This is a genomic window from Saccharopolyspora pogona, assembly GCF_014697215.1.
GTDB lineage: Bacteria > Actinomycetota > Actinomycetes > Mycobacteriales > Pseudonocardiaceae > Saccharopolyspora > Saccharopolyspora hattusasensis.
The window spans coordinates 7,547,501-7,565,100 of record NZ_CP031142.1; the positions used below are offsets into that span (position 1 = coordinate 7,547,501).

Below are 17,600 nucleotides of genomic sequence, written 5' to 3' on the forward strand. Positions count from 1 at the left end.
TGGGAGCTGGTGGTGGTCGCAGAGGCCAGGGAGAAGCGACTGTTTACTAAAAACACAGGTCCATGCGAAGCCGTAAGGCGATGTATATGGACTGACGCCTGCCCGGTGCTGGAACGTTAAGAGGACCCGTGAACCCGTAAGGGTGTAGCGGAGAATTTAAGCGCCAGTAAACGGCGGTGGTAACTATAACCATCCTAAGGTAGCGAAATTCCTTGTCGGGTAAGTTCCGACCTGCACGAATGGCGTAACGACTTCTCCGCTGTCTCGACCACAGGCCCGGTGAAATTGCAGTACGAGTAAAGATGCTCGTTTCGCGCGGCAGGACGGAAAGACCCCGGGACCTTTACTATAGCTTGGTATTGGTGTTTGGTTCGGCTTGTGTAGGATAGGTGGGAGACTGTGAAGCATTCACGCTAGTGGGTGTGGAGTCGTTGGTGAAATACCACTCTGGTCGTTCCGGGCATCTAACTCGGGTCCGTGATCCGGATCGGGGACAGTGCCTGGTGGGTAGTTTAACTGGGGCGGTTGCCTCCCAAAGAGTAACGGAGGCGCCCAAAGGTTCCCTCAGCCTGGTTGGCAATCAGGTGTTGAGTGTAAGTGTATAAGGGAGCTTGACTGTGAGACTGACGGGTCGAGCAGGTGCGAAAGCAGGGACTAGTGATCCGGCACTGGCTGGTGGAAGCGGTGTCGCTCAACGGATAAAAGGTACCCCGGGGATAACAGGCTGATCTTGCCCAAGAGTCCATATCGACGGCATGGTTTGGCACCTCGATGTCGGCTCGTCGCATCCTGGGGCTGGAGTTGGTCCCAAGGGTTGGGCTGTTCGCCCATTAAAGCGGCACGCGAGCTGGGTTTAGAACGTCGTGAGACAGTTCGGTCCCTATCCGCCGCGCGCGCAGGAGACTTGCGGAAGGCTGTCCCTAGTACGAGAGGACCGGGACGGACGAACCTCTGGTGTGCCAGTCGTTCTGCCAAGAGCGTGGCTGGTTGGCTATGTTCGGGAGGGATAACCGCTGAAAGCATCTAAGCGGGAAGCCTGTTCCTAGATGAGGTCTCCCACCCTTTGTGGGTTAAGGCCCCCAAGAGATGATTGGGTTGACAGGCCAGATATGGAAGCACGGTAACGTGTGGAGTTGACTGGTGCTGATAGGCCGAGGACTTGCTCACAAAGATTGCTACGCACCCACTATACGGTTCTGGGACAACAACCAGAACCTATTTGATAATAGAACATGTGTCATTCGTGTTCTGACGCCTGGTTTCCTGTCGTTTTCGGCGGGTTGAGGGTTGTCGGTGGCGATGGCGGGGAGGGTCCGCCCGGTCCCATTCCGAACCCGGTAGCTAAGCTCCCCAGCGCTGATGGTACTGCACTCGACAGGGTGTGGGAGAGTAAGACACCGCCGACACACTATTTGAAGGGGCCCCTTCTTCCATTCCGGAAGAAGGGGCCCCTTCTCATTTCTGCATCCCATTGCGCGTCAAGGCCGGTGGTAATGGTCGGCGGATGACCGACCATTACAACCCGCGACTCATGAAGTCAGCTTGCGCCGGAGCAGTTCGAAGCACAGCACCGCCGCGGCGCTGGCGACGTTGAGCGATTCCACGCCTCCAGCCATCGGAATGGCCAGCGGCTGCGCGATGCGAGTCTGCACGTCCTCCGAAAGCCCGGCGGTCTCGCTGCCCAGCACGAACACCGCGCGCGACCCGAAGTCGGCGTCGAAGATGCTCTCCTCTGCGGACGCCTCCAGTGCGAACAGCGGATAACCCGCCTCGCTCAGCATTTCCGCTGCCTCACCGGCCGTCCTGGTCCGCAGCACCGGGGCGTGGAACGCTACGCCGGCCGAAGCCTTGATAACCAGCGGATCGAGGCTGGCGACCCCGCGGTGCGGCACCACGATTCCGTCGATCCCGGCCGCGGTCGCGGTGCGCAGGATCATCCCGACATTCGCCGGTGTCGTCAGACCGTCGAGCAGCAGAATGGTTTGCGGCGCGCGCGCAGGCTCGGCGAGCGCGTCCGAGAGCGGCCGCATCTTCCGCGCCACCACGTCGGCCACCACGCCCTGGTCGTGCCGACCGTTCCCGGCCAGCACCTTCACCCGGTGCGCGCTCGCCCGCTGGATCTTCACCGCACGGTCGGCGGCGGCGTCCTTGATCTCCTCGATGATCGGCCCGCGCAGCCCCTCGGCGAGGATCACCTTGTCCACGCGCAGGTCGTGGTCCGCCAACGCCTCCAACACCGGCTTTCGGCCGTAGACGGTGACGAATCGATCTTTCGGGGAAACTTCGCTGGTCACGCTTCTAAGTGTCACATGCGCTCCCACGCCCTCCTCGACTGGAACCCTCGGGATCGGGCCGGTTGTGTGCCAGGATCGCGGTCATGTCCGATCGTCTCTCCGCAGTCGACGCCTCCTTCCTCTACCTGGAGGACTACACGACGCCGATGCACGTCGGCGGCGTCGCGGTGTTCCGGCGCCCGCGTACTGGGTTCGACTACGACAAGGTGCTGGCGCTGATCGACCGCCGCCTGGGCCTCGTGCCGCGCTACCGGCAGCGGGTGATGCAGGTTCCGGGTGGGCTCGTCCGCCCGGTGTGGGTGGACGACCAGGACTTCGACATCACTTACCACGTGCGTCGCTCGGCGCTGCCCAAGCCGGGCAACGACGACCAGCTGCACGACCTGGCGGCCCGGCTGATGTCCCGGAAGCTCGACCACACCCGCCCGCTGTGGGAGATCTACCTGGTGGAGGGGCTGTCCAAGAACCGGGTGGCGGTGATCACCAAGACCCACCAGGCGATGGTCGACGGTATCGGCGCCATCGACATCGGCCAGGTGATCCTGGACGTGGAACGCGACCGGAAGGTCCCGGACGCCGACGAGCTGTGGATGCCGCGTCCGGAGCCGAGCCTGGCCGAGCTGCTGGTCGAGGCGATGACCGATGCGGTGCAGCGGCCCGGTGAAGTGGTGGAGAACGTCCGGGCAGCGGTGGCCGACGCGACCGCGACGGTGCAGAAGGTCACGAGGGCGCTCGGCGGCGTCGCCTCGGCACTGCGGACGGCAGTGGTCCCGGCGCCGAGCGGGCCGCTGAACGCGCCGACTTCCACCCAGCGACGTTTCGCCGTCGCGAGGGCCAAGCTCGACGATCTCCGTGCAGTCCGCCGGGCCCACGGCAGCACGGTCAACGACGTGGTGCTGGCGGTAGTGACCGGTGCCTTGCGGAATTGGCTGTTGTCCCGCGGTGAGGTGGTGACCCCGTCGACGACGGTGCGCGCGATGGTCCCGGTGTCGGTCCGCTCCGACGATGAGGCGCGGGCGACGTACCCGGAGACTGGCAGCCTGCTGGTCGGATCCGTCGGCAGCAAGGTGTCGGCTTATCTCGTGGACCTGCCGGTCGGTGAGGGCAACACCATCGTCCGGCTGCACCAGGTCAGTCATGCGATGAGGGCGCACGCGGAGTCCGGCCAGTCGGTGGCGGCCAGTGCGCTGGTGAAGGTGTCCGGGTTCGCGCCGCCGACCCTGCACGCGTTGGGGGCGCGGGTCGCGAACCAGTTCTCCGACCGGCTGTTCAACGTGCTGGTGACGAACGTTCCGGGACCGCAGGTGCCGTTGTACGCGGCGGGGGCGAGGATGATGGAAATGTTCCCGGTGGTGCCGTTGGCCAAGAACCAGTCGCTGTCGGTTGGCGTTACTTCCTACGACGGCGGCGTGTACTTCGGGTTGAACGCGGATCGGGATGCGATGCCCGATGTGGACGTGCTCGCGGCGATGATCGGAGAAGCAGTGGACGAGATGATCGGGACGGTCGACGCATGAGGGTTTACCTGCCCGCCACGGTGCCGATGTTGCGGCGGTTGGTGGAGGAGAAGCAGTTGCAGCCGTTGGGCGGGACAGCGTTCGCGTTGACACCGGCGCTGCGCGAGTCCTACGCCAGCGGCGACACGGAGGAGTTGGAGTACGCGGCGATGCGGGAGGCCGCCCGGGCGTCGCTGCGGTTGATCGCCGGTGACCTGGGCGCGGGCGAGAAGGTGGAGCTCCGGCGGGTGGTGATCTCCGCCGATGTCGAAGACGTGAATCTGCGACCGGACCTGGACCACGCTGTCGTGAAGGTGTCCGGGCCGGTGCAGTGGCGGCAGCTCGCGGCGGTGCACGTGGACGCCACGGAAGCCGAGGAGGCGGTGCGCGCCGCGGCTGAGGTCATCGATGCGGCTGATCTCGGCGACCCGGATGCGGACTTCACCCTCGGCGAGGCCGAGGACCACGAGCTGGCCTGGTACGCGCCTCAGGAAGCGCCTTTCCTACTGGAACTGATGTAGCCGATTCCACGCGAAATCGGCGAAGCGTCGCGCTGCGACGTGGACCGGATGGCGCGGCCCGGGGCGGGGTGCCTCGGGCCGCACCGCGGTGTCACTGCTGCTTTTCCTGGACCTGGTCCGCTGGCGGGACGTTGATCTGGACCGGCTTGCCCCAGTCGCTGTAGCGCACCGTCATGGTCGACTCGGGGATCTGCTGGCCGGCCACGTTGAGGGCGGGCGTAGTCGAGTTGGCCTTGATCGGCAGGCCCTCGGCGTCCAGCCACACGGTCTGCTTGATCTCGGAGACCCCGGCTCCGACCAGAGCCTCGTACGCCGCCTTTTCCTCGGCCTTGGCGCCGGCGACGGCCGCCTTGAGGTCGGTCACGATCTCGTAGCGGGTCGCGTCCTGGCCGTCGACCTGCTCCTTCGCGCTGGAGGTGATGTTGGAGCCGGGCGGCAGCATGGTCCCGAAGTCGTTGATCTTGCCCAGCTGTCCGAGCTGCTGCGCCATCGAGTCGTTGGCGGACATCTTCAGCCACGGCTTGCTCGGGTCGCCGGAGAGCTGCGCCAGCTGCGGGCTCTTGACGTACAGGCCGTCGCGGGTGAACACCATCTCGGTCGGTCCGGTGCAGGCCATCTCGGTCTGCGCGATGTCCAGCTGGCATTTCGTGGAGCCGAGGCTCTGGATGGCGCCGGTGCCCTCGAAGGACACCGTCACGGCCTCCTTCTCGCTCATGCTGGACTTCGCGGAGCTGACCAGCGACGAGATGTCCTTGAAGGAGGAGCCGGAGTTCTCGGTCTGCTGCTGTCCGGAGTTATCCGGGGCGGCCGGGGACCCGCCCTGGCTGCAGGCGCCCAGGGTGATTGCTAATGCGGCTGCGGACAGGGCGACTGCGGTGCGACGCACGGGAATTCGTCTCTGGATGAAGATTGCAATGCCCAGAACGTAACATTCCGCGTTGCCCTTTTAGCGCGCTTTGCCAGAAGCCCGGTCAGCGCGGCGGTTGTTGGGCCTGCCGCGGCAGGTCCTCGAAGACGCCGACTTGTCCGGCCGGAGGGACCGGGATCTCGGTGGCCGCGCCCCAGTCGCGGTAGGTCGAAGTCAGCGACACCTTGCCGGCCTGCGCGACTTCCTGGCTGGCCACGAACCGCGCGGGCAGGCCGGATTCGTCCAGCCACAGCTGGTATCCGAGTTCCGGTTCCCCGTCTTCGGCGGCCTGCCGGAACTGGGCGCGCTGTTGCGGGTCGGCGGCCACGTCGGCGGCCTGCGATGTGATGACCCGCAGGTCGTAGCGGGTGGTCGGCTTGCCGTCGACGGTGTCGGGCGCGCTCTGCTGGATGCGGGTGGCGGTTTCGACGCCACTGAAGGTGGCGCGCGGGTCGACGGCTTCGTGCAACTGGTGCAGTGCGGGACTTAGGAGTTTTGCGCCGAAATCTGCGCCGCCGGGGGTGATCTTGAGCCACGGCTTGTCGGGTGCGGGCCGCGTCAATGGGGTCTGCAGGTACCCGACACCGTCCACGATGGACAGCTCGATGTGCTGCGGTTTGTTCCCGGGGGCGCGGGTCTGGCCGCTGAACGCGAGATCGGCCAGCGGCCCCCGGTAGTGGACGGTGCCTTCCGCGGCCAGTTCGCCCACCATGCCGAGGCTTCCGCGAACGCTGCTGCGCACGCTGCCGCGTTCGTTGATCTTGCCGATCACCTGCGACAACATGGCGCCCGCGGCTGGGCGAGCGTCGGGTTGGGTGGCCATCAGCGCCCTGGCCTGCGGGAGTGGTTCGGTGCCGCAGGCGCTGAGTGCGGCGATCAGGGCGAGACCAGCGGACAACACCGCGGTCCTGCTGGCTCGTGGCATCGGGCGAGCTCCTCGGGCCGGTGGCGGCACTGTGCTCGTGCGGTTGTCCGCACGCCATATTGGCCGTGCGAGCGTGAGAACGACCCGCGCAGACCGAGTCCCACGCTAGCAACGATGTCGTGAGACCACAGGGGACGATCGCGACCCGTTCGGGGGATCAGGCTTCGTCGAGTCCGGCACGGGAGCGCAGCAGGCGGCGCAGTGAGGCGAGCTGTTCTACGTTCCCGCCGTCGGACGCGTAGGTGTCCAGGTGGCACTCCGGATCGTCGGAACCGCCGAGGTGACCGCAGTTCGGCGGACATTCCTCGGCCGCTTCGGCGAAGCCCTCAAACGCGGCGATCACGTCGTCCGCGGTGACGTGCGCCAAGCCGAACGAGCGGATGCCCGGGGTGTCCACCACCCAGCCGCCCCGCTCGGGTAGCGGCAGCGCGACCGCCGAGGTGGAGGTGTGCCGGCCCTTGCCGACCCCGCTGACCTCGCCGGTCGCCCGGTCCGCGGCCGGCACCAGCCGGTTGACCAATGTGGACTTGCCGACCCCGGAGTGGCCGACCAGCGCAGAGACCCGGTCGGTGAGCAGGGCGCGCAGCTCCTCGGGTTCGGCGTCCAGCCGGGTGATCGTGATCGGCATGTCCAGCGAGGAGTACGTGTCGATCCACTCGCCGGGGTCGGCGAGGTCGGCCTTGGTCAGGCACAGCACCGGGGTCAGCCCGCCCGCGTAGGCGGCGACCAGGCAGCGGTCGATGAAGCCGGGGCGCGGCGGCGGGTCGGCCAGCGCGGTCACGATGACCAGCTGTTCGGCGTTGGCGACCACGACCCGTTCGTAGGGGTCGGTGTCGTCGGCGGTGCGGCGCAGCACGCTGGTGCGGTCGGCGACCCGCACGATGCGGGCCAGCGTGTCGGGCTTGCCGGAGATGTCGCCGACCAGGTCGACCCGGTCCCCGACCACCACCGGCGTGCGGCCGAGTTCGCGGGCCCGCATGGCGGTGACCAGCTGGTCGGGGTTGCCTTCCAACGCGCAGGTCCACCGCCCGCGGTCGACCGCGACGACCATCGCGGCCGCGGCGTCGGCATGCTTGGGGCGTTGCTTGCTGCGCGGACGGCTGCCGCGTCCGGGACGCACCCGCACATCGGACTCGTCCAGCTCCCGCCAACCGCGCTTGCGCATCAGATCGCCGCCCCCGCGCTCACGCCGTTTCCCCGAGCATCGTCGCCCACATCCCCGGGAAGTCGGGGATCGTCTTGGCGGTCGTCGCGATGTCCTCGACGGCCACGCTGGGCACCCTCAGCCCGAGGATCGCGCCAGCCGTGGCCATCCGGTGGTCGGCGTAGGAGTGCCAGTTCCCGCCGGTCAGCGGCCGGGGCTCGATCAGCAGCCCGTCCTCGGTCTGCTCGACCGCGCCGCCCAGCTTGTTGAGCTCGTTCTGCAGCGCGGCGAGCCGGTCGGTCTCGTGGCCGCGCAGGTGCGCGATGCCGCGCAGTTGGGAGCGGCCGGGGGCTAGCGCCGCCAGCGCCGCGACCGTCGGGGTGAGCTCGCCGACGTCGTGCAGGTCGATGTCGACCGGGGTGAGTTCGTCGGGGCCGGTGACGGTCAGACCGTCCTCGGTCCGCTGCACGTGCGCGCCCATCTGGCGGAGGATTTCGCGGATGGCGTCGCCGGCCTGCGTGGTCTGCGCCGGCCAACCGGGCACGGTCACGGTCCCGCCCGTCACCGCTGCGGCGGCGAGGAACGGGGTGGCGTTGGACAGGTCGGGTTCGATGTCGACGTCCAGCGCGTGGATCTTGCCCGGTGCCACCCGCCAGGTGTTCGGTTCCTGGTCGTCGACGTCGACACCGGCGGCGCGCAGCATCGACACCGTCATCTCGATGTGCGGCAGCGACGGCACCGGCTTGCCTTGGTGCAGCACCGTGACGCCCTGCTCGAACCGCGGCGCGGACAGCAGCAGCCCGGAGACGAACTGCGACGACGCGGACGCATCGATGGTGACCGTGCCACCGGCGAGCTTCCCGGTGCCGTGCACGTCGAACGGCAGGGCGGTGCCGTCGATCTCGGCCCCCAGCTCGCGCAGCGCGTCGAGCACCGTGCCCAGCGGGCGCTGGCGGGCCTGCGGATCACCGTCGAAGGTGATCCGTCCGACTGCCAGGGCAGCGACCGGCGGCACGAACCGCATGACCGTGCCGGCCAGGCCGCAGTCGACTTCCGCAGGTCCGTGCGGCTCGGCCGGGGTGACCTGCCACGAGCCGTCCGGTCCGTCGTGCACCTCGACGCCGAGGGAACGCAGCGCCCCGGCCATCAGCTCGGTGTCCCTGCTGCGTAGCGGGGCGCGCAGGGTCGACGGGCCCTCGGCGAGCGCGGCGAGCACCAGCGCGCGGTTGGTGATGGACTTCGAACCGGGCACCGGGACGGTCGCGTGCACCGCGCCGCGGGCGACCGGAGCAGGCCAGAGCTGGGTCATAGGGCAATGATCCCCCACCCGGCTCCCCGTTTTCAGCGGCGGGGGCCACCCTGTGGTGCATCTGCGCAGGTCGGTTCGCGTGGCGGCGCGAGTTGCGCCAGTGGTGGGCGTCGCGGTTCGGGTAGCGATGTCGCTCGCCTGCGGCGATCCGGGCTGCAAGGATGAGGTCGAGCGTTCCGCTACGAGGTGACGGAGGTTCGACCAGGTATGTGCGGCAGGTACGCCTCCACGAAGGATCCGGGCAAGCTCGCGGCCGAGTTCGCGGCGTTGGACGCCACCGGCGGGGCAGCCCCGGGCGCGGACTTCAACGTCGCGCCGACCAAGAACGTGTTCAGCGTCGTGCAGCGGCACCCCCGCGACGATGCCGGTGATCGGGACCTCGAACGGACCGAACGCACCGTCCGGGTGATGCGGTGGGGTTTGGTGCCGATGTGGGCGAAGGAGAAGTCCATCGGCAGCCGGATGATCAACGCCAAGTCGGAGACGGTGACCACCAAACCCGCTTTCCGCAGCTCGATCAAGCGCTACCGGTGCCTGCTGCCCGCCGACGGCTGGTACGAGTGGAAGCGCGAGGGCGGCCGGAAGCAACCGTTCTTCATGACCTCCCCGGACGGTTCCAGCCTGGCGATGGCCGGGATCTACGCGTCCTGGCGCGACCCTCAGGCCGAGGACGCGCCGCCGCTGGTGACCTGCTCGGTGCTCACCACCAGCGCGATCGGGCAGCTGACCGACTTGCACGACCGGATGCCCCTGCTGCTGCCGGTGACGGCGTGGGAGCAGTGGCTCGACCCGGACCTCCCGGACGTCACCGATCTGCTCGGCCCGCCGCCGCGGGAACTGGTCGACGGACTGGAGATCCGACCGGTGTCGACAGCGGTCAACAGCGTACGCAACAACGGCGCGAAGCTCCTGGAGCGCGTGTCGCTCGGAGAGCAACCGCAGGCGGTAGGTTTGGATCCGGACGTGAAGTGAGCTGGCTCGGGCGCCGGGCGAACGCGGGGTGAGTTCTGATGTGTGGTCGGTACGCCGTCGGGCACGACCCGGCGGAGCTGGCCGAGGAGTTCGCGGCGGCGGATCGCGCGGCCGGTGCGGTGGGCGCGGATTTCAACGTGACACCGACCAAGACGGTGCCGATCGTCGTGCAGCGCGGCGCCGAACGCAGCATCCGGCCGGTGCGCTGGGGCCTGGTGCCGACCTGGGCGAAGGAGATCGGGGGCGGCCCACCCATGATCAACGCCCGGGCCGAGTCGATCACCACCAAGCCGGCCTTCGCGGACTCGGCGCGACGCCGCCGCTGCCTGATGCCCGCCACCGGCTGGTACGAGTGGCGTCCCGGTGACCGGCGTCGGCAGCCGTACCTGTGCACCCGCGAGAGCGGCGCCAGCCTGGCGATGGCCGCGGTGTTCTCCGCCTGGTGGGCGCCGGACTCCACCGATCAGCCGTTGGTGACCTGTGCGGTCGTCACCACCGATGCCGTTGGCGAGCTGGCCGACATCCACCACCGCATGCCGCTGGTGCTGCCCGAGCACCGCTGGGCCGACTGGCTCGACCCGCACTGCACCGAGATCGCGGATCTGCTGGAACCCGAGCGGGAGGTGCTCGACGAACTGGCGATCCACCCCGTCTCCACCGAGGTGAACAGCATGCGCAACAACCATCCGGACCTGCTGGAACGGGTCGAGCCGCTGCCCGAACCCGCCGAACAAGCCGCGCTGTTCGAGTCATGACCAGGGTCGAGGTCGAGACGCCGCACGGCCCGGCCCGGGCCGAAGTGCACTGCGCCGAAGAGGGCCGCGCCGCGCTGCTGCTCGGGCATGGCGCGGGCGGTGGCATCGCCGCCCCCGACCTGGTGGCGGTGACCCGGGCCGCGACCGAAGCCGGGGTGCACGTGGCGCTGATCGAGCAGCCCTACCGGGTCGCGGGCCGCCGGGCGCCCGCCCCGGCCAAGCAGCTCGACACGGCGTGGCTCGCGGTGGTGGAAGACCTCGGCGAGCGCTGGTTCGCGGATCTGCCGCTGATCTTCGGCGGCAGGTCGTCCGGGGCGCGGGTGGCTTGCCGAACCGCGGAGGCGGGCGCGGCATCGGCGGTGCTGTGCCTGGCGTTCCCGGTGCATCCGCCGGGCAAGCCGGAGAAGTCGAGGCTCGGTGAGCTCGACGGGGTGGAAGCTCCGGTGCTGGTGGTGCAGGGTGAGCGGGACGCCTTCGGCCAGCCGGAACCGTCGCACAACCGCGAAGTGGTGCTGGTTCCCGGCGACCACTCGCTGAAGGCCGATGTGGACGCGGTCTTCCGCGCGGCCCAGGAGTGGCTCGGACGAGTCCTCCGCCTCCTCGACTGAGTGCTCGGCTCCGGCTTCGGCCGCAATTTCAATGGAAATCGAATGGCCGATTTCCATTGAGGTGATCTCAGTAGGGGGTTATGCGAGTCGGCCGTGTTCGAATTGGGTGAGTACGAGTGCGGCTTTGACGATGGGGCCGATTTTGCGGGGGCTGGTGGTGAAGTGTCGTAGGGCGCGCCAACGGCCGGTGAGCAGGGCGAATCCACGTTCGCCGAGGGCGCGCAGGCCGCGCAGCAGTTTGTTGTAGGTCTGGTTGTCGACGTCGAGTGGGCGGCCTTTGCTGGTTTTGGGGTGTTTGATCGGGGTGAGGACCCCGGCTCCGGCACCCTGGTAGCCGCCGTCGGCCAGGGTGGGCAGGTCGAGCTGGGAGTAAGCCCAGTACAGGGCGCCGAGGACGTGGTTTTCAGCGGCGGTGATGTCGTGGACGGACCCGGGCTCGACGTCGGAGACCCACAGCGGGAACCCGTCCGGGTCCGTCAGTGCTTGGATGTTGCCGGCTTGTTCGCGGGTTTTCCCGGAGTACCACAGGTCGATCTCGGTGCCTTTGGTGCTGGTGGTCTTTTCGCCGAGACGGTCGGAGGAGAAGTTTTTGCCGTCCAGGATCAGATAGGCGTCGCCGTTGTCTTTGGCCCGTTGCAGGGCGTCGTGCAGATCCGGGGCCTGCGCGGCCAGCGCCTCGATGCCCTCGTCGACATACCGGTAGCCGGTCGCGCGGGCGACACCGTGATCGCGGGCCAGTTTGGTGGTGTCGGTGCGGTCGCGGAACCACCGCAGGACCAGCACAGCCTGCCAGAACGTGGTCAACGCCCGGCGCCCCTTGCGGGTCCCTTTCCGGCGGCGTTCACCGGCCAGCAGCTTGCTGAGGAAGAGCACCAGTTCACGGGGAACATCGAGTTTGGCAGAATACGTGACCACGTGGGGCCTTCCCTGGTCGAAGATCGTTTCTTGGTCGAACTTCTTCTACCAGGGACCCCACGTCCCACTCTCCCCAGGCCAGCCCTACCCGATCACACACCCATTCCGGCAGGCCGCCTTCAGCCACTTCTTACCGAGATCACCTCATTGAAATTGCGGAAAACGCGGTATCGCGGGGTCAGCTGGCGATGTCGGCGATGCGGGCGTCGAGCAGCCGGACCAGGTCGTCGGCCGCCAGCTCGATCTCCAAGCCTCGCCGCCCGGCGCTGCAGTAGATCGTTTCGAACCCCGTCGCCGACCCGTCGATCACCACCGGCAGCCGCTTCTTCTGGCCGAGCGGTGAGATCCCGCCCGCGACGTAGCCGGTGGCGCGTTCGGCGTCGGCGACCTCGGCCATCTTCGCCTTCTTCCCGCCGACGGCAGCGGCGAGCGCCTTCAGGTCGAGCTGCCCGGTGACCGGGACCACACCGACGGTGAGCTTGCCGTCGACCTCCGCCACCAGCGTCTTGAAGATCCGCTCCGGCGGCTGGCCGAGGGCCTCGGCCGCCTCCAGCCCGAACGACTCGGCGCGTGGATCGTGCTCGTACGCGTGCACCCGGTGAGAGATGCGTCGCTTGCTCAACAGCGCTGTCGCCGGAGTGCCCTTGCCTGCCATGCGCGTCACTCTAGAAGGCTGGAATAACCCTTGACGCAGACCGCGTTGCACGGTTCGTGACGATGGATTCGACGAACACCTGCGTGCTGGATCGCCCCGAGTGTGCACTGCTGTCACCACCAGATAACAGCAGGCGAGCGCGGGTATCCTGGAACACGGACCATGCGAACGATCGCATGGATTCGTCGCCTGCAGTCACCTCGTCCAGGCGGCGGGAAAGGAGCCAGGTGCCAAGCACCCCAGAGCACCCGGACGTAACCGGGCGGCCCGGCGATGACGGGCGGCTGGGCACTGCCGACGTCGAGCCGACGGTTGACTCCTCCGAGGTCGACCGCAGCGAGGAGACCGACGAGCAGCGCGCGGCCCGCTTCGAACGGGACGCGATGCCGCTGCTGGACCAGCTCTACGGCGCGGCACTTCGGATGACCCGCAACGCGCAGGACGCCGAGGACCTGGTCCAGGAGACGTACCTCAGGGCCTTCTCCGCCTTCAAGTCGTTCGCGCAGGGCACGAACCTCAAGGCCTGGCTGTACCGGATTCTCACGAACACCTACATCAACGGTTACCGCAAGCGGCAGCGGCAGCCGCAGCAGCAGCCGACCGACGAAATCGCGGACTGGCAGCTCGCCCAGGCCGAGAACCACACCTCCAGCGGCCTGCGCTCGGCCGAGGTCGAAGCGCTGGACCGGCTGCCGGACACCGACGTGAAGGCCGCCCTCCAACAGTTGGCCGAAGAGTTCCGCATGGTCGTCTACCTCGCGGACGTGGAAGGCTTCGCGTACAAGGAGATCGCCGAGATCATGGGCACACCGATCGGCACGGTGATGTCGAGGCTGCACCGTGGTCGCCGGCAACTGCGTGAGATGCTCACCGACGTCGCCCGTGATCGCGGCTTCTTGCGGGAGACCAAGCGGGAGGTGAGCACTAAATGAATTGCGGCGGGCCCGACGGAGCCTCCTGCGAGGACGTGCTCGCTGAAGTGTGGCTGTTCCTGGACAACGAGTGCGACCAGCAACGGCGCGCGGCGGTGCAACAGCATCTCGACGGCTGCGGTAGCTGCCTCGAACACTTCGGCATCGAAGAGCACATCAAGGCGTTGCTACATCGCAAGTGCGGCGGTGAGCACGCCCCCACGGAGCTGAAGGACCGGCTTCGGGCCTCCATTCGGGAGGCAGTGCTGCGGAAGGCGGAGGTGACCGTCGAGCGCGGCCCGGAAGGCACCTCGGTGGAGGTGCGGGCCAAGCGAACATCGGCGGAATGACCGCAAGACGACGAATGGCCCCGGACCGCCCGGTCCGGGGCCATTCGTCGTCTTGCGGCTGGCGCCGCCGAATTCACGAGCCGTTGGGGCGCTTGCCGTGGTTGGCCTTGTTCTTGCGCCGGTCCTTCTTCTTGCGGGCCCGCTTACCCATGGCCTCTCCCTAAAGTTCGCCTGTCCGACCAGTCCGACCAGGGATGGGCGTTCGCGACCACCCGGTCTCCGCTGGGGTTTCGAGCATCCAGTTTGACATGGCCACCACCTGCCGCTGGCGGGTGGTTCCGGTCGTGGTTTCCTAATCAGGGGCCCACCGGGTCCACGACGAGGAGGAACGCGATGGCCGAGGAGATCCGCGCCGAGATGGTCGCCAACGTGATGGCGGTGTCGGTCAGCGAGGGCGACTCGGTCGGCGAGGGCGACTCGCTGGTGCTGCTGGAGTCCATGAAGATGGAGATCCCGGTGCTCAGCGAGGTCGCGGGCACGGTCAGCACGATGGCGGTCAAGCCCGGCGACGTGGTCCAGGAAGGCGATCTCATCGCGGTCGTGGAGTGACGCGGCCGCGCCGACGAAGAGAGGCGGATCTTGTCCACGCTGAGTGATCTGCTCGCCGAGCACACCGGACTGTCCGGCACCGCCGCCGACCACCTGCAGCTCGTGGTCGCCGAATGGCAGCTGCTGTCCGACCTGTCCTTCGCGGACTTCCTGCTCTGGGTCCCGATCGGCCCGCAGGACGCGCCGGAAAGCCGGTTCCTGTGCGTTGCGCAGGCGCGGCCGACCACGGCGCCCACGGCCCACCCGGAAGACGTCGTCGGCACCGAGGTCACCCAGGAAGAGCACCCGCAGCTGCGGCGCGCCGCCCTGGAGGGCCGGATCTGCCGCGAGGAGGATCCGCGCTGGCACCTGGGCGTGCCGGTGCGCCGGGAGACGATCCCGGTGAAGCTGGGTGACGAGATCGTGGCGGTGCTCAGCCGGGACACCAACCTGGCCGTGCCGCGAGTGCCGTCGCCGCTGGAGATCTCCTACCTGGGCAGCGCGGCCGACCTGTGCCAGATGGTCGCGGACGGGACCTTCCCGACCCCGGAGCCGGCGCCCGATGTGCACACCAGCCCGCGGGTCGGCGACGGCCTCATCCGCCTGGACAGCTCCGGCACGGTGGTGTTCGCCAGCCCCAACGCGCTTTCCGCGTACCACCGGATGGGCCACGCCGCGGATCTGGTGGGGGCGCAGCTCGCCCCGCTGACCCGGTCGCTGCTCAACGATCCGTTCGACGCGGACGAGGTCGCGCAGCGCGTCCGCCGGGCGATGAGCGGACAGCCCAGCATGCGCATCGAGGCCGAGGCGCGGGGCGCGACGGTGCTGTTCCGGGCGCTGCCGCTGCGGCCCCGCGGGCAGCAGGCCGGCGCTTTGGTGCTGGTGCGCGACGTGACCGAGGTCAAGCGCCGGGACCGTGCGCTGATGTCCAAGGACGCGACGATCCGTGAGATCCACCACCGCGTCAAGAACAACCTGCAGACGGTGGCGGCTCTGCTGCGACTGCAGGGACGGCGGACCGGGAACAATGAGGCTCGGCTTGCTTTGGACGAGTCGGTCCGGCGGGTCACGTCGATCGCGCTGGTCCACGAGACGCTGTCGATGTCCGTGGACGAGCGGGTGGATCTCGACGACGTGGTCGACCGCGTGATCCCGATGATGAGCGATGTCGCCGCGGCGGAGACCGGGGTCAAGGTGCGCCGTGAGGGTCGCTTCGGGGTGGTGTCGGCGGAGCTGGCCACGCCGTTAGTGATGGTGCTCACCGAATTGGTGCAGAACGCTTTCGAGCACGCATTCCCGGAAGGCCAGGGCGGTGAAGTCGTTGTGCAGGCGGAGCGTTCGGCGCGTTGGCTGGACGTCGTCATCTTCGATGACGGTCGCGGCCTTCCGAAGGGTTTCTCCCTCGAACGCGCCGAACGTCTCGGCCTGCAGATCGTGCGGACCCTCGTGGAATCCGAGCTCCGAGGGTCGTTGAGCTTGCGCGGTCGCGGCCGGCAACCCGGTACCGAGGCGGTGTTGCGGGTGCCTCTGAAGTACCGGCGCTGACCGTCCCGTGGGTGGGAGTGCCGCGCTGGTGCGTCGATCTCCGGTGACATGCCGGTCGCGTGGCGTGTCGTAGCCGATCGGGTCGGGTTCCTGGCGGAACTCAGCTCATCGAACGGAGAGCTTTGCGGTTCCTGCCGGGGCCGACATCGACGCGGATCGGCCGGGTATCTCGTCGGGGTTTGAATTGTCGGGTGCGATGGCCGTTCGTTCGACCGGGGCGAAAACGTGCGGTCGGCCACCGGGGGTGCGACCGACCCGGCACGTTTTCAGCGAGCTTCGCGACTCAGGCGTTGGTGCGGGCCCGGGTGCGAGCGTTGCGCCGCTTGAGCGCGCGCCGCTCGTCTTCGCTCATACCGCCCCATACGCCGGCGTCCTGCCCGCTCTCCAGTGCCCAAGCCAGGCACTCGGAGGCGACCGGACAACGGCGGCAAACGGCCTTCGCCTCGGCGATCTGCAGCACAGCAGGACCACTGTTCCCAACGGGGAAGAACAGCTCCGGGTCCTCGTCGCGGCAAACCGCACGGTGGCGCCAGTCCATCGTTCCTTGCTCCTCGCTAGGCGCGCCCACGCGCGCCGCTCGTTTCGTTCGGGGTGTTTGTGAATGCTTTCACGGAGTCCGTGTGCTTGTGAATACTTTCACGAACTGCCGCGATGTCAAGAGTTCGATCTCGCGTGGTGAGGGAACTCACCTGAAAGATCGACAGGGCTTGACCAGGGGTTTCGGTGTGTCATCGATCGCAGACGGGGGTCGCGAGTCGACAACTACGTCCATCCGTTACGAGAAGGTTATACGGCGACGCGGAGAGCATCCGGGACGGAGAAAAACTCGATCGCCGAACGCTCACCTAGGCAGTCACCGTCGACCTGCAGGCGCAACGGCTCCGTACAGGTTACGCGGAGATGGCCTATGTCCGCACGCTGAATTGAGTTTCTCGGGTGTGGTTTCCCTCTATCGCGTAGCATCTCCGCTACATGTTGTAACACAGGGTAAGTGTTCATGTTGTGCAATGCGAAAACCCCGAGACCGGTATCGAAGCTGGTGTCGGGGCTCATGCGCACGGGACGTGACCCGAGATACGTCCACGGATCGGTGTTCGAAACGAACACGCTGTGTAGTTGATGGATCGGTTCTTCGTGACCGATTTGCAAGCTGATCAACGGGGCCCGGCGCGCCATGCGGAAGTAGCAGCTCAACGCGGTGCGCGCGTACAGGGCGGGGGTCACGTTCTGGCCGCGGGAGCGTTGCCGCTCGACCTCGGCGACGACCTCGGCGTCCCAACCGACGCCGGCGTTGAAGGTGAACCACCGGTCGTCGGCCTTGCCGAGCCCGACCATCCGCCCGCTACCGTCCGCCACCGCGCGCAGCAGCCGGTGGGTGGCCTCGACCGGGTCCTTGGGCAGACCGAGCGCGCGGGCGAACACGTTCGCGGAACCGCCGGGCACCACGCCCAACGTCGGCATCGCCCGATCGCCGAGGTCGGCGGCCGAGAACATGCCGTTGACCACCTCGTTCACCGTGCCGTCGCCGCCGTGCGCGATCACCAGGCCGACGCCGTCCTCGACGGCCGCTCGCGCGGTGTCGGAGGCGTGGCCCCAGTACTGCGTTTCGACGACGTCCAGCTTCAGCTCGCTGGCCAGCGCGTGGGCGATGACATCCCGGCCAGCCGCAGTGGTGGATGTCGCCTGCGGGTTGACGACGAGTACGGCGCGCACAACCGAAGCCTAGGCGAGGCCCGTGCGGGCCGACGCACCGTCCGGTGCTCCG

At 67.9% G+C, this 17,600-nt stretch carries 19 protein-coding genes and 2 rRNA genes (1 of these 21 cut by a window edge); 11 read left to right on the plus strand and 10 right to left on the minus strand.

Annotated features, from left to right (window positions below):
* Together DL519_RS35570 and rrf are read left to right on the plus strand one after the other, a co-directional pair.
* Positions 1-1,167, plus strand: a 23S ribosomal RNA gene (locus tag DL519_RS35570) (it extends 1,905 nt beyond the left edge of the window).
* A gap of 122 nt (positions 1,168-1,289) precedes the next feature.
* Positions 1,290-1,406: ribosomal RNA gene (rrf, locus tag DL519_RS35575) — 5S ribosomal RNA — on the plus strand.
* A gap of 123 nt (positions 1,407-1,529) precedes the next feature.
* Here rrf and DL519_RS35580 read toward each other — a convergent pair.
* Positions 1,530-2,294 carry a TrmH family RNA methyltransferase gene (locus DL519_RS35580; RefSeq protein WP_190824415.1) on the minus strand — a complete coding sequence of 255 codons (765 nt, stop codon included), beginning with the start codon at positions 2,292-2,294 and terminating at the stop codon, positions 1,530-1,532.
* 83 nt (positions 2,295-2,377) lie between these two features.
* Between DL519_RS35580 and DL519_RS35585 the strand changes: the two genes are divergently transcribed.
* Positions 2,378-3,811: a WS/DGAT/MGAT family O-acyltransferase gene (locus tag DL519_RS35585; RefSeq protein WP_190821349.1), complete on the plus strand. Its 1,434-nt coding sequence runs from the start codon at positions 2,378-2,380 to the stop codon at positions 3,809-3,811.
* Positions 3,808-4,311: a DUF6912 family protein gene (locus DL519_RS35590; RefSeq protein ID WP_190821351.1), complete on the plus strand. Its 504-nt coding sequence runs from the start codon at positions 3,808-3,810 to the stop codon at positions 4,309-4,311. Before DL519_RS35585 ends, DL519_RS35590 begins: the two co-directional genes overlap by 4 nt.
* Positions 4,312-4,402: 91 nt before the next feature.
* Here the strand turns inward: DL519_RS35590 and DL519_RS35595 are convergent, their stop codons facing one another.
* The 4 genes from DL519_RS35595 to aroA all read right to left on the minus strand — a co-directional run bounded on the left by DL519_RS35595 (position 4,403) and on the right by aroA (position 8,596).
* Positions 4,403-5,197: a hypothetical protein gene (locus DL519_RS35595; protein WP_190821353.1), complete on the minus strand. Its 795-nt coding sequence runs from the start codon at positions 5,195-5,197 to the stop codon at positions 4,403-4,405.
* Between the two features lie 85 nt (positions 5,198-5,282).
* The gene (locus tag DL519_RS35600; RefSeq protein WP_190821354.1) at positions 5,283-6,143 is read right to left on the minus strand and encodes a hypothetical protein; all 861 of its coding nucleotides are present in this window, start codon (positions 6,141-6,143) and stop codon (positions 5,283-5,285) included.
* A 157-nt stretch (positions 6,144-6,300) separates the two neighbouring features.
* Entirely contained in the window at positions 6,301-7,308 is a 1,008-nt protein-coding gene (gene rsgA, locus DL519_RS35605; protein WP_190821356.1) for a ribosome small subunit-dependent GTPase A, read from the minus strand.
* A 19-nt stretch (positions 7,309-7,327) separates the two neighbouring features.
* Positions 7,328-8,596, minus strand: a complete 1,269-nt coding sequence (aroA, locus tag DL519_RS35610) for a 3-phosphoshikimate 1-carboxyvinyltransferase (RefSeq protein ID WP_190821358.1) — start codon at positions 8,594-8,596, stop codon at positions 7,328-7,330.
* Between the two features lie 207 nt (positions 8,597-8,803).
* On the opposite strand from aroA, the gene DL519_RS35615 reads away from it, so the two are divergent.
* Genes DL519_RS35615 through DL519_RS35625 form a run of 3 tightly spaced genes read left to right on the plus strand, consistent with a single transcriptional unit; the run spans position 8,804 to position 10,931 of the window.
* Positions 8,804-9,568 carry an SOS response-associated peptidase gene (locus tag DL519_RS35615; RefSeq protein ID WP_190821360.1) on the plus strand — a complete coding sequence of 255 codons (765 nt, stop codon included), beginning with the start codon at positions 8,804-8,806 and terminating at the stop codon, positions 9,566-9,568.
* Between the two features lie 38 nt (positions 9,569-9,606).
* Entirely contained in the window at positions 9,607-10,323 is a 717-nt protein-coding gene (locus tag DL519_RS35620) for an SOS response-associated peptidase (protein ID WP_190821362.1), read from the plus strand.
* Positions 10,320-10,931: an alpha/beta hydrolase family protein gene (locus DL519_RS35625; protein ID WP_190821364.1), complete on the plus strand. Its 612-nt coding sequence runs from the start codon at positions 10,320-10,322 to the stop codon at positions 10,929-10,931. Before DL519_RS35620 ends, DL519_RS35625 begins: the two co-directional genes overlap by 4 nt.
* A 78-nt stretch (positions 10,932-11,009) precedes the next feature.
* Here the strand turns inward: DL519_RS35625 and DL519_RS35630 are convergent, their stop codons facing one another.
* Positions 11,010-11,846: a transposase family protein gene (locus DL519_RS35630; RefSeq protein ID WP_190812966.1), complete on the minus strand. Its 837-nt coding sequence runs from the start codon at positions 11,844-11,846 to the stop codon at positions 11,010-11,012.
* 178 nt (positions 11,847-12,024) lie between these two features.
* Positions 12,025-12,501 (minus strand): Cys-tRNA(Pro) deacylase, encoded by a 477-nt coding sequence (gene ybaK, locus DL519_RS35635; RefSeq protein ID WP_190821366.1) that lies wholly within the window; start codon positions 12,499-12,501, stop codon positions 12,025-12,027.
* Between the two features lie 227 nt (positions 12,502-12,728).
* Here ybaK and DL519_RS35640 point away from each other — a divergent pair, with 227 nt between their 5' ends.
* On the plus strand, positions 12,729-13,433 hold the full coding sequence (locus tag DL519_RS35640) for a sigma-70 family RNA polymerase sigma factor (RefSeq protein ID WP_223839946.1): 705 nt from the start codon (positions 12,729-12,731) through the stop codon (positions 13,431-13,433).
* Positions 13,430-13,762 carry a mycothiol system anti-sigma-R factor gene (rsrA, locus tag DL519_RS35645; RefSeq protein WP_168585233.1) on the plus strand — a complete coding sequence of 111 codons (333 nt, stop codon included), beginning with the start codon at positions 13,430-13,432 and terminating at the stop codon, positions 13,760-13,762. Before DL519_RS35640 ends, rsrA begins: the two co-directional genes overlap by 4 nt.
* A gap of 73 nt (positions 13,763-13,835) precedes the next feature.
* On the opposite strand, the gene DL519_RS50515 is transcribed toward rsrA, so the two are convergent.
* A complete protein-coding gene (locus tag DL519_RS50515) occupies positions 13,836-13,913 on the minus strand; it encodes a 50S ribosomal protein bL37 (RefSeq protein WP_371812874.1) in 78 nt (25 codons plus the stop codon).
* 182 nt (positions 13,914-14,095) lie between these two features.
* On the opposite strand from DL519_RS50515, the gene DL519_RS35650 reads away from it, so the two are divergent.
* Positions 14,096-14,311, plus strand: a complete 216-nt coding sequence (locus DL519_RS35650; RefSeq protein ID WP_190821368.1) for a biotin/lipoyl-binding carrier protein — start codon at positions 14,096-14,098, stop codon at positions 14,309-14,311.
* A 30-nt stretch (positions 14,312-14,341) separates the two neighbouring features.
* Positions 14,342-15,835 carry a PAS domain-containing sensor histidine kinase gene (locus DL519_RS35655; RefSeq protein ID WP_190821370.1) on the plus strand — a complete coding sequence of 498 codons (1,494 nt, stop codon included), beginning with the start codon at positions 14,342-14,344 and terminating at the stop codon, positions 15,833-15,835.
* 283 nt (positions 15,836-16,118) lie between these two features.
* On the opposite strand, the gene DL519_RS35660 is transcribed toward DL519_RS35655, so the two are convergent.
* Complete coding sequence (locus DL519_RS35660; RefSeq protein WP_010304783.1) at positions 16,119-16,373, minus strand: WhiB family transcriptional regulator; 255 nt, start codon at positions 16,371-16,373, stop codon at positions 16,119-16,121.
* Between the two features lie 248 nt (positions 16,374-16,621).
* Positions 16,622-17,548, minus strand: coding sequence for a diacylglycerol/lipid kinase family protein (locus DL519_RS35665; protein WP_190821372.1), 927 nt, complete (start codon positions 17,546-17,548; stop codon positions 16,622-16,624).
* Positions 17,549-17,600: the final 52 nt, after the last annotated feature.